Source organism: Hydrogenophaga aromaticivorans (assembly GCF_013387465.1).
GTDB lineage: Bacteria > Pseudomonadota > Gammaproteobacteria > Burkholderiales > Burkholderiaceae_C > Hydrogenophaga > Hydrogenophaga aromaticivorans.
This window is the reverse complement of the sequence record NZ_VYGV01000015.1, coordinates 25,809-38,406: the sequence shown is the minus strand read 5'-3', so window position 1 is coordinate 38,406 and position 12,598 is coordinate 25,809. Positions and strand designations below refer to the sequence as shown.

The 12,598-nt window shown below is 67.0% G+C and carries 10 protein-coding genes; 3 read left to right on the top strand and 7 right to left on the bottom strand.

The window, feature by feature from the left end; translation table 11 throughout:
* Positions 1-6 precede the first annotated feature (6 nt).
* A complete protein-coding gene (locus tag F3K02_RS15475) occupies positions 7-1,473 on the bottom strand; it encodes a mechanosensitive ion channel (protein ID WP_177136529.1) in 1,467 nt (488 codons plus the stop codon).
* Between the two features lie 196 nt (positions 1,474-1,669).
* Entirely contained in the window at positions 1,670-2,869 is a 1,200-nt protein-coding gene (locus F3K02_RS15470) for a threonine ammonia-lyase (protein WP_177136528.1), read from the bottom strand.
* 317 nt (positions 2,870-3,186) lie between these two features.
* On the opposite strand from F3K02_RS15470, the gene F3K02_RS15465 reads away from it, so the two are divergent.
* Entirely contained in the window at positions 3,187-5,451 is a 2,265-nt protein-coding gene (locus F3K02_RS15465) for an ATP-binding protein (protein WP_425485612.1), read from the top strand.
* A gap of 143 nt (positions 5,452-5,594) precedes the next feature.
* Here the strand turns inward: F3K02_RS15465 and F3K02_RS15460 are convergent, their stop codons facing one another.
* From F3K02_RS15460 to F3K02_RS15445, 4 genes are all read right to left on the bottom strand, one after another.
* Entirely contained in the window at positions 5,595-6,335 is a 741-nt protein-coding gene (locus tag F3K02_RS15460) for a glutamine amidotransferase (protein WP_177136526.1), read from the bottom strand.
* A 300-nt stretch (positions 6,336-6,635) separates the two neighbouring features.
* Positions 6,636-6,980, bottom strand: a complete 345-nt coding sequence (locus F3K02_RS15455) for a hypothetical protein (protein ID WP_177136525.1) — start codon at positions 6,978-6,980, stop codon at positions 6,636-6,638.
* 189 nt (positions 6,981-7,169) lie between these two features.
* Entirely contained in the window at positions 7,170-9,071 is a 1,902-nt protein-coding gene (gene recQ / locus F3K02_RS15450; RefSeq protein ID WP_177136524.1) for a DNA helicase RecQ, read from the bottom strand.
* A gap of 120 nt (positions 9,072-9,191) precedes the next feature.
* Positions 9,192-9,611 (bottom strand): rhodanese-like domain-containing protein, encoded by a 420-nt coding sequence (locus tag F3K02_RS15445; RefSeq protein WP_177136523.1) that lies wholly within the window; start codon positions 9,609-9,611, stop codon positions 9,192-9,194.
* Positions 9,612-9,744: 133 nt separating this feature from the next.
* Here F3K02_RS15445 and F3K02_RS15440 point away from each other — a divergent pair, with 133 nt between their 5' ends.
* A complete protein-coding gene (locus F3K02_RS15440; protein ID WP_177136522.1) occupies positions 9,745-10,824 on the top strand; it encodes a homocysteine S-methyltransferase family protein in 1,080 nt (359 codons plus the stop codon).
* Between the two features lie 12 nt (positions 10,825-10,836).
* On the opposite strand, the gene F3K02_RS27310 is transcribed toward F3K02_RS15440, so the two are convergent.
* Positions 10,837-11,106 (bottom strand): hypothetical protein, encoded by a 270-nt coding sequence (locus tag F3K02_RS27310; protein WP_218179474.1) that lies wholly within the window; start codon positions 11,104-11,106, stop codon positions 10,837-10,839.
* A 540-nt stretch (positions 11,107-11,646) separates the two neighbouring features.
* Between F3K02_RS27310 and F3K02_RS15430 the strand changes: the two genes are divergently transcribed.
* Positions 11,647-12,597: a TerC family protein gene (locus tag F3K02_RS15430; RefSeq protein ID WP_177136520.1), complete on the top strand. Its 951-nt coding sequence runs from the start codon at positions 11,647-11,649 to the stop codon at positions 12,595-12,597.
* Position 12,598: the final 1 nt, after the last annotated feature.

Below are 12,598 nucleotides of genomic sequence, written 5' to 3'. Positions count from 1 at the left end.
GTCGCGTCAGGGTTCGTTGTTGCGGCGGAAGCGGGACAGCCAGTGTTCCATGAGTTTGCCCGCGGCCTCGCGCCCGCCCAGGCCGAACGAGAGTGCGACGGCCACGGCCACGGCGCCCAGCGTGAGGCCGAAGGCGAGATTGACGATGTCGTCGGCGATGCCCATGGCGCGCAGGCCCATGGCCAGCACCAGGGCCAGGATGGCGAAGCGCGCGATACGGGCCAGCCCCTGGCTGTTGGCACCGCTGGCGCGGTCAATCGCGGTGTAGGCCACATTGGCGAGCCAGAAGCCGATGACCAGGATGGCCGATCCGAGCAGCACGTCGCCGCCAAAGGTGATGAACGTGGTCACGACACCGCTGACCTGGCTGAAGCCGAGCTGGGAGGCCGCCTCGACCGTGGCGAACAGCATGGCGAAAAACATCGCGACGTGACCCACAAAGCTGGAGGCGCTGGTCTTCTCGAAGGCGTGGGCCATGCCGATGCGTGCGGGCAGCGTGTCGAAGCCCACGGTGGCGAGCAGGCTGGCCAGCAGCTTGCTGGCGAACGAGGCCACCAGCCAGGTGATGACGAGGATCAGCGCCGCGGCGAGGATGTGTGGCACGGCGGCCAGGATCATGGCCAGCATCTGGGTGGCGGGCTGCGAGATGGCTTCCACCTTGAGCGCGTCCAGCGCGGCGATCAGCGACGGCAGGAACACCGCGACGAACACCAGCAGGCCGACCACACTGGAGAGCTGCACGGCGCTGGAGAGGCCGGCACGGCCGCCGATCTTGTCGATACCGGCGGTGCGCGTGAGGTTGGTGGTGAGGTTGCGCAGCACGGTGGCCACGATCCAGCCCACACCGCCGATCACGAACGCGGCCACCGCGTTGGGCAGCATGTCCAGCGTCTTGGCCACCATGTCGCGCAGCGGGTCCAGCAGGCCCTGCATCTCCAGCGCGCCCAGGATGGCGGGCACGAACAGCAGGATCACCAGCCAGAACAGGGCGCCGGCCAGGCTCTCGCTGATGGGGTCCATGTCCGCGTGTTCGGACAGCTTCTCGTCGAGCGAGCTGCGGTCCAGCAGCTTCTGCGTCATCGTGCGCACCAGACTGGCCACCAGCCAGGCGACCAGCGCCAACACCAGACCCGCGAGCAGGCGCGGCGCGTATTCGAACACCTTGGTGATCAGCGCGCTGAAGGGGCCGGACACCATCGCCAGGTCCAGCGAGTTGAAGACCGCCATCAGCGTGACCAGGATCACCGCCCAGAACAGGCCCAGGGCCACCGCGCTCTCGATGTCCACACCGTTGCCGGTGAGGCGGCTGAAGCGGTGGTTGACGCCGGCAAAGCCCAGGCTCTTGCGCACGGCGGCGCGCACCAGCACGGCGATGAACCAGCCCAGCACGAAAATGGCCAGGGCCCCCAGCAACTGGGGAATGTGGCCGCCCAGGCTGTTCTGCAAGGACTCCCACAAGGCGTTCATGTTCATGGTTTTTCTCCTGTGAACGGGTCAAACACCGGACCATGATGCAAGTAGGGGCATGACACGTCAACCTCTGGTGAAAAAGCGTTCACCGGAATGGCGTGTTTTGAGATCGGGATGCGCGGACATGCCGTCCATTGCCGGCAGATGTGCAGCAGGCGCAACCGTGTCGGCGGGCGCCGGCCGGCGCCGCGGCGGGCCTTCAGATCACCGTGGCCTCAAAGCCCGCGGCCTGGAGGTGCTCGATCACCTGCGCCAGGTGTTCGCGGCCGCGCGTCTGCAGCACCAGCTCGATCGCCACGTTCTGCGCCGCCAGCAGCGTGAAGGCGCGCTGGTGGTGCACCTCGTCGACGTTGGCGCCGGCGTCGGCCACGATGGCGGTGATGCGCGCCAGGTTGCCCGGCACATCGCGCGCGTTGACCTGGATGCGCGCCAGCCGCCCGGCGCGCACCATGCCGCGTTCGATGATGGAGGCCAGCAGCAGCGGGTCGATGTTGCCGCCGCAGAGCACCAGCCCGACCTTCTTGCCGGCAAAGCGCTGCGGGTGTTTGATCAGGGCCGCGAGGCCCGCCGCGCCGGCGCCTTCCACCAGGGTCTTCTCGATCTCCAGCAGCATCACGATGGCCTGCTCGATGTCGCCTTCGTCGACCAGCACGATGTCATCCACCTTGTCCCGGATGATGGCCTCGGTGACCGCGCCGGGTGTGCCGACCGCGATGCCCTCGGCGATGGTGCTGTTGCCCTGGGGCAGGTGTGTGCCCTTGATGGCGTTGTACATGGCCGGAAACCGCTCGGTCTGCACGCCCACGATCTCGATGCCCGGCTTGATCGCGCGCGCCGCCGTGGCCATGCCGCCGATCAGACCACCACCACCGATCGCGATCACCAGCGTGTCCAGATCGGGCTGGACGCGCAGCATCTCCAGCGCCACCGTGCCTTGCCCGGCCACGATGGCTTCATCGTCGTAGGGGTGCACAAACACCAGGCCGTCGCGCGCCGACAGCTCGCGCGCGTGGGTCCGGGCCTCGTCCAGCGTGTCGCCGTGCAGCACCACCTCGGCACCAAAGCCGCGCGTGCGTTCAACTTTCACGCCCGGCGTGAAGCGCGGCATCACGATCACCGCACGAATGCCCAGGCGCTGCGCGTGATACGCCACGCCCTGGGCATGGTTGCCGGCGCTCATGGCCACCACGCCACGGGCCCGTTCGTCGGCGCTGAGCTGCGAGAGCTTGTTGCAGGCACCGCGCTCCTTGAACGAGGCGGTGTACTGCAGGTTCTCGAACTTCAGGAACACCTGACAGCCGAGGAGTTGGGAGAGCGTGCGCGATTCCACACAGGGTGTGTCGAGCACCTGGCCCGCGATCCGCTGCGCGGCGGCTTCTATGTCATTGAGTTCCAGCATGGCGCGATTGTGGCCCGGCAAGCCCGGAAGCGGCCCCCGGGAAAAGCCCCACAAATTCGTCATACATGCTCCATCAATCACTTCCATGATGGATCAAGCTGAGTTATGGTCCGCTTCAAAGCCGGTATCTGGTCCGCCGTCCCCTGTTGTCACGACTGGAGGTAGTCCGAATGAGCAAACGCCTGTTGCAGCCTGTCGGGCCTGTGACACGCACGGTGTCCGAGCCGCGTGCGGGTGCCGAGGCGCGCCACACGGTGTCGCCGGATGCGCGCGTGTTCGTGCCGCCGGGACTGCGCCAGGCGCCGGTGCTGGACCTCATGTGTTCGCACTTCGTGCTCAGCCTGGCGGCGCGCCAGGGGCCACGCTTCAATGTGCGGCGCGACCTCAACACCCTGCTCGCGCTGGCCGGTCGCCACCTCATCTGGCCGCTGACGGTGTTGCACCGCCTGCGGGACTTTCTGGAGCGCCGCTGCAAGGGCAACGAACTCTGGAGCGGTTTCGAAAAACTGTCCACCGCGGCGTTCATGGAGCGCTACGGCGTCTGGCGTGGACCCTACGAAGAAGGCACGCTGTTCTTCTACCTTGACGAATACGCCAAGGAGTCGCCGAAGGACCTGCTCGCCGTGCTCGCCGTGACAGGCGACTGGCTGAGCCAGTCGCTCAAGAAGCAGTCCACCCTGGTGGAGAAGAACATCGACGCCCTGGCCGGCCTGCTGCAGCTCAACCGCGCCGAGCGTGCCCTGCTGCTCTACGGCACGCTGGCGCGCTACCAGCGCGACCTGCGCTCCATCCTGGTGGAGTTCAAGGTCAACAACGCACCCGAGGCCTATGCGGCGATCGCCGACGTGGCCGGCGTCAAGGCCAGCGAGGTGGGCGAGGCGCTGCGCGCCGGCTCGCGCCTGGAGCGCATCGGCATGGTGGAGAACCTGATCTCCGAGCACAACATCACCGACCTCGCCGACCTGATGAAGGTCAGCGAAAAGCTGCCCCCCGTGTTGATGCGCGAGTACCGCAACCAGAGCGAGCTGATGGCGGTGTTCACCCGCCCGGCCGCGCGCTCCGCGCTCACCAGCAAGGACTTTGAATACGTGGGCGAAGACGTGCGCCTGCTCTGCGCTCTGTTGCGCGAAGCGGTGGCGCGCAAGGAGCCCGGCGTCAACGTGCTGCTCTACGGCCCGCCCGGCACCGGCAAGACCGAGCTCGCGCGCGTGGTGGCGCAGGCGGCGGGGCTGGAGCTGTTCGAGGTGGAATACGCCGACCGCGATGGCAACGCGCTCAGCGGCCGTGACCGCTACCGCTCGCTGCAGATCGCCCAGGTGTTTCTCAAGGGAACGGCGCAGTCCGCGCTGCTGTTCGACGAGGTGGAAGACGTCTTTCCGCCCATCTCCAGCGAAGCGGCGCAGATCATTGCGCGCGCCGAACACGTCGCCGCACCCCACACGGGCAGCGTCAGTGGCAAGGCCTGGGTGAACCAGATCCTCGAATCCAACGCCGTGCCCACGCTGTGGGTCACCAACCGCATCGAACAGATCGACCCGGCCTTCCGCCGCCGCTTCGCCTACCACCTCGAACTCAAGAGCCCGCCGCCCGGCGCGCGCGAGCAGCTGGTGCGCAAGACACTCGAAGGCGCTGCGGTGTCCGACGCCCTGGTCGCGCGCCTCACCGAGCGCAAGGGGCTCACGCCGGCCCAGATCCGCACCGCCCTGCGCTTTGCGCAGCTCGCGGCCCATCCGGCCAAACCCGCGGCACGCCGGGGCGCGAAGCGACGTGCGGCCGATGCCCCAATGCTGGACGACCTGATCGAACGCCAGCTGAAGAACGCCGACCAGGCCCTCGGGCGGCAGCCCGACCTCGCGCTGCGCCCGAGCGTGACGCAGTACAGTCTGGACATGCTCAACGTCGAATCGCGTTACGAGTTGCCGCGCATCGTCGCGGCGCTCAAGGCGCGCGGGCATGGCTGCCTGTGTTTCCACGGCGCGCCCGGCACCGGCAAGACCGCGCTCGCCGAACACATCGCCCAGCAGCTGGAGCGCCCGCTCATGATCCGACGCGCCAGCGATCTGGTGAGCAAGTTCGTGGGCGAGACCGAGCAGCAGATGGCCGCCATGTTCCGCGAGGCGCAGGCCGAAAAAGCGGTCTTGCTGCTCGACGAAGCCGACAGCTTCCTGCAGGACCGGCGCGGTGCCCAGCGCACCTACGAAGTGACCGAGGTCAACGAGATGCTGCAAGGCATGGAGCGCTACGACGGCATCTTCATCTGCACCACCAACCTGATGGACAGCATCGACCAGGCGGCGCTGCGGCGCTTCACCTTCAAGATCCACTTCAAGCCGCTGACCGCCCCGCAGCGCGAAACCATGTTCATCGTGGAGGCGCTGGGTGGCCAATTGGCGGCGCTGGAGCCCGCGCTGCGCGAGCGCCTGTCCAGGCTCGATCAGCTGTGCCCGGGGGACTTTGCGGCGGTGAAGCGCCAGGTGGAGATCCTGGGCGAGTCCATCGAGCCGGCCGAATTCCTCGCCCAGCTGGAGGCCGAGCACCGCATCAAACCGGGCGTGCGCGAGGCGCGGAAAATCGGATTTTGATCCCCCCGCCGACCCCCCCCAAGGGGCGGGACCGGCGGCCCGGCAAAGCCGGTTCCGCGGTGCCCTTGGATCAACGCCCCCTCGAACACCACGCTGCTCTTACCTCCCGCCTGATGAAGACGCCGGGTTGGCAAAGTTGCGGGTCACGGCATGTCACGTTGTTTGTCCAGCGCGAGCCGTGCAAACCGTGGAAGCACCGATGCCGCTTCGGGCGTGTCTTTCAGCTGGCTCGTGATCTGCGTCGCGTCGCGTCCTTCGCGCCCGAGCGTCGGGCCCAGTCCGTCCAGATAGGCCCTGAGGGCTTCGGCGGAAAACTCGGGGTGGAACTGCACGCCCCAGGCGTTGGGGCCGACGCGGAAAGCGTGGTGTGGTTCGTGCGCATTGCCCGCCAGCAGCACCGCGCCCGGTGGCAGGCGGCGCACCGACTGCCAGTGCGTGGCCTGGGCATCAAACTCGTCGGGCAGGGCGCCCAGCAAGGGGTCTGTCTGCGCGGCCGCGTGGCGCTGCACGCGCACGGTGCCGATCTCCACGCCCTCGGGGTGGTGGGCCACCTCACCGCCCAGCGCGTGGGCCAGCAGCTGGTGGCCGTAGCAGATGCCCAGCACCGGTGTTTCTGCCCTCACCGCCTGTTGCAGCCAGGGCACCAGCGCCTCGCTCCAGATCTCACGCTCGCTGACCATGGCGTGCGAACCCGTGAGCACGATGCCGGCCAGCGTCTCGGGCGCGGGCGGCGGCGTGTCGCCGAGCGGGTCGTAGGTCTGCACCTCGGCGCCGCCGGCGCGCAGGCCCGCCGCAATCCAGTCGTCGAAATCACCGAGGCGTTCGCGGATGTGGTCGTGCGTGCGACCGGTCTGGACGATGAGCAGGGGGCGGGGTGAAGTCATGCGGCGATTTTAGGAAGCCCGTCGCAACGAAAGAACGCACAAGAAAAAGCCCGTCTCAAGGACGGGCCAAATTTGGAGACCAGCAAGAAAAGAGAGAAGAGGAGAGTGCTCGCCGGAGCGAAGTGCCTCAACCCAGAACGCCGCGGAACCGGCTTTGCCGGGCCGCCAGCGTTGCCCCCTGGGGGGCTGAGGGCCGCGGCTCCAAGCCTGCCTGCGCAGGCTTGGACAGCCCGAAGTGACACCGGCTCCGACGGTGGCGCGGCCTGCAAGGCACGCGCCTTTAGGCGCGGCGCGGGGGGGTCAATGCAGCAACGCCATCGGCCCCGAAGGCAGCTCTTCCGACGTGTGGTCCGGGTGGTGGTCGACGAAGAAGCGCAGCTTCTGGTCCAGACGGGCGACGCGGCGGTTGGCCTCGTTTTCGCAGTGGTGCTTGGAAATCAGGTTGAACAGCTTGCCGCGCAGGAACCACAGGTCCTTGGGGCTCTGGCAGCAAACCAGGGCCGCGTGCATGCGGGTGCGGATGGGGTCCTTGATGTCGGCCATGGCTTCGTGGAATTCGTCCACGAGGAAGTCCATCTCCAGCACCTGCGTGTCGTGGTAGTTGTCTTTTTTGGTCCTGTTGAACCAGGGCAACTTGAAAAACATGCTGTGCTCCATCGGGTGTGTTCGCCGGCCACGGACAGGATATTCCCGGGCTCACCTTGAACATCGGCAGATGGGGCTGCGCCTTGAGGCTTCAGGGGGTCGAAAACCCCGGCTTCCCGACGAGTGGTCGACCCTGGACGAAGGGGTCAGACGATGGTTGACACCCGGCTCCCGCCAGGCGCCAAACCCTCATTCAAAAGCACTCACGACCCGCAGCACCTCGGCGCCATAGGCCTCGCGCTTTTTCTGGCCGATGCCGGCCACACCATCCAGATCGGCCATCGAGCGTGGTTTCTGAGCGGCGATCGCGCGCAGGGTGGCGTCGTGAAAGATCACGAACGCCGGCAGGTTGTGTTCGCGGGCCACTTCGGCACGCCAGGCCTTGAGCGCGTCCAGGCATTCGCGTTCGGCCAGCGAGAGCGGCTGGCCGTCGGGCGCCAGCGCCGCCTGGCTGCTGCGGCCGCTCTTGCTGCGCGAAACGGCTTTTTTCTTCTCGCTCAGGGGCCGCAGCCAGACCTGGGTTTCACCCTTGAGGATGGCGCGCGCCGCGTCGGCCAGGTGCAGGGTGTTGAAGTGGGCCGAATCGACGTGGATCGCTTCGCGCGCGACCAGCTGGCGCATCAGCGCGCGCCACTGCGTTTCGCCCAGGTCGGCGCCGATGCCGAAGGTGCTGAGCTTGTCGTGGCCGTACTGCGTCACCTTCTCGGTGACCTTGCCACGCAGGATGTCCATGATGTGGCCGGCGCCGAAGGCCATGCCGCTGGACTGCTGCACGCGGTAGATGCACGAGAGCAGCTTGCGCGCGGACTCGGTGCCATCGTCCAGCGCGGGCGGGCTGATGCAGTTGTCGCAATTGCCGCAGGGCGTGCTGGCTTCACCAAAGTAGGCCAGCAGACGAACGCGCCGGCAGTCGCTCGCTTCGGCCAGCGTGAGCAGGGCGTCGAGCTTGCCGCGCAGCACCTGCTTGAACTCGTCGGCCGCCGGGCTTTCGTCGATCATGCGGCGCTGGTTCACCACGTCCTGCAGGCCGTAGACCATCCACGCCGTGGCGGGCTCGCCGTCGCGCCCGGCGCGGCCGGTCTCCTGGTAATAGCCTTCGATGTTCTTGGGCATGTCCAGGTGCGCGACGAAGCGCACGTCGGGCTTGTCGATGCCCATGCCAAAGGCGATGGTCGCCACCATGATCACGCCCTCTTCGCGCAGGAAGCGGTCCTGGTGCCGCTGCCGCACGGCCGCGTCCAGGCCGGCGTGGTAGGGCAGGGCGTTGAGGCCCGCGTCGCACAGCATGCCGGCCACTTCTTCCACCCGCTTGCGCGACTGGCAGTAGACGATGCCGGCGTCGTGGCCGCTCGCGCCCATGTGCTCGTCGCGGATGAAGCGCAGCAACTGGGTCGATCCGTCCTTCTTCTCGACGATGGTGTAGCGGATGTTCGGCCGGTCGAAACTGCTGATGAAGCGCCGCGCGTCCTGCAGCTGCAGGTGGTTCACGATGTCTTCGCGCGTCAGGTCGTCGGCGGTGGCGGTGAGCGCCACGCGCGGCACGCCGGCAAAGCGTTCGTGCAGCACCACCAGCGCGCGGTACTCGGGCCGGAAGTCGTGGCCCCACTGGCTCACGCAGTGCGCTTCGTCGATGGCAAACATCGAGAGCTTGCCGCGCTCGTGCAGCGCGTCCAGCAGCGCCAGGAAGCGCGGCGTGGTCAGACGCTCGGGCGCGGCGTAGAGCAGCGTGATCTCGCCGCGCAGCATCTGCTTCTCGATCGACTGCGCCTCTTCGCTGCTGAGACTGGAATTCAGGAAGGCCGCGGCCACGCCCGCTTCCAGCAACGCGCCCACCTGGTCGTGCATCAGCGCGATCAGCGGCGAGACCACCACCGTCAGGCCCAGGCCGCCGCGCGCGCGCACGATGGCCGGGATCTGGAAACACAGCGACTTGCCGCCGCCCGTGGGCATCAGCACCAGCGCGTCGCCACCCTCGCTCACATGCCGTACGATGTCGGCCTGCGGGCCACGGAAGGCGTCGTAGCCAAACACTTCCTGCAGCACACCGGCGCAGGCTTCCAGGGTTTCACCGTTTTCTGAAATATCAATCATGTGAAGTGCGGTGCGAAACCGGTGACTTGGGTCGGCCGATGGTTAGGCGCCAGCGCGCAGACAGTGCTTCAGCACGGCAAGCGATGGCAACAACGCCATCGGGCGATCCCAAGACACCGGTCACATCTGCTCCCAGGGCAGGCCGTCGTACCGCCAGCCGTTGAGCGACGAGCGTTTGAACGCGTCGTTGAGGTCGCCCTCGAAGCCGTGCACCACGTGCGTCACGTCGGCAAAACCGGCCGCCTCCAGCGCCGCGGCCGCGTCCAGGGTGCGCTTGCCGCTGCGGCAGATCAGCAGCACCGGGCGGTCCTTCGCGCCCGCCTCCGCTTCCACCGCGGCGGCAAAGCGCACCGGGTCGGGCGTGAGGTCCGGGTACTCGTACCAGGGGATGTTGTCCACGCCGGGTGGGCGGCCCACGTACAGCGACTCGATCTCCATGCGCACGTCGACAAACAAGGGTGCGTCCTGGCCGAGCGCCGCGCGGCGCCCGGTTTCGGCCTGCAGCCAGGCCCAGGCTTCCTTGGGGAGCAGGTGTTTCATGGCGCCTATTGTCGGGGATGGCCGGAGGGCGATACCCCGGGGGAAGGTGGCCCGCGGTGGGTTGACCTTTTCGCCGCCGGGTCGACCGACCACCGTGAAGCCTTTTCCGCGCACCCTTTCTACAATCAGGCCCATGAACGCCCCGACCTATACCCGCGCCCAAGCGCTGCCCGCCATCCTCTCGCAACGCATCGCCATCCTCGACGGCGCCATGGGCACCATGATCCAGCGCTTCAAGCTCGGCGAGGCGCAGTACCGCGGCGAGGGCTACAACGGCCCGGACGGCGCCGGTGAGCGCTTCAAGGATTTCCCGCGCGACGTGAAGGGCAACAACGAGTTGCTGAGCCTCACGCGCCCCGACGTGATCCGCGACATCCACGAGAGCTACCTGGCCGCCGGCGCCGACCTGATCGAGACCAACACCTTCGGCGCCACGACGATTGCGCAGGAAGACTACGGCATGGCCGATCTGGCGCGCGAGATGAACCTGGCTTCGGCCCGGCTCGCCCGCGCCGCCTGCGACAAGTTCAGCACGCCCGACAAGCCGCGCTTTGTCGCCGGCGCCCTGGGCCCGACGCCCAAGACCGCCAGCATCAGCCCCGACGTGAACGACGCCGGCGCCCGCAACGTGACCTTCGAGCAGCTGCGCGCCGCCTACTACGAGCAGACCGAAGCGCTGGTCGAAGGCGGGGCCGATGTGTTGCTGGTCGAGACCATCTTCGACACGCTCAACGCCAAGGCCGCGCTGTTCGCGATTGACGAGTATTTCGAGAAGAGTGGCGAGCGCCTGCCCGTCATCATCAGCGGCACCGTGACCGACGCCTCCGGCCGCATCCTCAGCGGCCAGACCGTCACCGCCTTCTGGGCCAGCGTGCGCCACATCCAGCCCCTGGCCGTGGGCCTGAACTGCGCGCTCGGCGCCACGCTGATGCGCCCCTACATCCAGGAACTGGCCAAGGTCGCGGGCGACACCTTCATCAGCTGCTACCCCAACGCCGGCCTGCCCAACCCCATGAGCGACACCGGCTTCGACGAGACGCCCGACGTCACCAGCCGCCTGCTGCGCGAGTTCGCCGCCGAGGGGCTGGTGAACATCGTGGGCGGCTGCTGCGGCACCACACCGCAGCACATCGGGGCGATCCATGAGGCGGTGGCCAGCCAGGCGCCGCGGACGCTGGGGCGGGCCGCCGGCTTCTACCGCGAGGCGGCCTGAGGTCTTCGGGTTTCAGATCCCGCGAAATAACAGGTTGGCGCAAATGGCCATCAGCACCACATCCAGCACAAGGCCCGAGGTTCGCCAGCCGACATTGGGCAGGTTGGCCTTGTGGCGCTCCTGTCCGATGACTGTTGTTCGCCCGTGGGTGAACGCCCAGATGTCATATGCGCAGAACAGCGCCAAGCCGGTCACAGCAAGCGCTTCGAGCCCGTTCGCCGGGCCAGCTGACGTTGCGTAGACCAGCCAGGCGTACAGCACAAAGGCGGTGAGGGTGCCCACGATGGCTTTGCCTACCCGTCGGCCCCAGGGGTCCAACCCCATGGACACCAGGGCCCAGCGGGCGCTGCCGAAGTGGGGTGGTTCTTCGGCCTTCCAACGAGCGAGAACCTTGGCACCGAATGCTTTGCCGCAGGACGGGCAACTTTCCGTGTCGGGTATCACCTGCTCATTGCAATGGGGGCAAAAGGGAAAGCGGGAGAGGTGGGCCATGGGGGAGAGCGACGCAGGACGAAAAATATCGCATTGTCCATGGGTGCCAAGGACGATCTTGGGCTGAACCTTCGGATTTTCCTGAAGCACCTTCGGCTTGTGGGGTCAGCCACCCGCCCCCACAATCACGGCTCCCATCAAGGGGAGTAACCAACCCGCCACCGGACGCACAGCCCGGCCCCGGCGGGTGGGGTTTCCGTCAGTACGTGGCCTGATCTTCAGTGAGCAGGCCACCGGAAACCCCGGGCCGGGCGCCATGCCCGGCTCCGGCCAGACCTTGGAGGGTGTTTGTTCATCAACACCGTCCGTTCAGAAAAGGTCTTGTCATTCATGGAAACCATCGTGCCCCTGTGGCTCTGGCTGGTGTTCGTCGGCTTCGTGCTGGCGGCGCTGTTTGTCGATTTCGCCGTGCTGAAGAAGCAGGGCGCCCACGCCGTGGGCATCAAGGAAGCGGTCAACTGGTCGCTGATCTGGGTGGGCCTGAGCTTCCTGTTCAACGGCCTGCTGTGGTGGGCGGTGAAGGACAGCACCGGCTCCAGCGAGCTGGCGAACCAGAAATCGCTTGAGTTCCTGACCGGCTACCTGATCGAGAAGAGCCTGGCGGTGGACAACATCTTTGTCTTCCTGCTGATCTTCAGCTATTTCGCGGTGCCCGCGGCCTACCAGAAGCGGGTGCTGATGATCGGCATCGTCGGCGCCATCGTGCTGCGCACGGTGATGATCCTGGTGGGCGGCTGGCTGCTGGCGCAGTTCCACTGGCTGCTGTATGTGTTTGGCGCTTTCCTGGTGCTCACGGGCGTGAAGATGTGGCGCGGCGCGGGTGAGGAGCCGGCGCTGGGCGACAACCCGGCCCTGAAGCTGTTGCGCCGGTTGATGCCGGTGAGCCAGCACTACAACGGTGAAAAGTTCTGGACGGTGGAGAACGGCAAGAAGATCGCCACGCCGCTGCTGATGGTGATCGCCATGGTGGGTCTGACGGACGTGATCTTTGCCGTGGACTCCATTCCCGCCATCTTCGCCATCACCAAGGACCCGTTCATCGTGCTGACCAGCAACGTGTTCGCCATCCTGGGCCTGCGCGCCATGTTCTTCCTGCTGCAGGCCGCGGCCAGCCGCTTCCACCTGCTGAACTATGGCCTGGCCGTGATCCTGGTGTTCATCGGCAGCAAGATGGTGCTGATCGACGTGTTCAAGATCCCGGTGGCGGTGTCGCTGGGTGTGGTGATCGGCATCCTGGCGATCACCATGGTCTGGAGTGCCAAGACGGAGCCCAACACCTGAG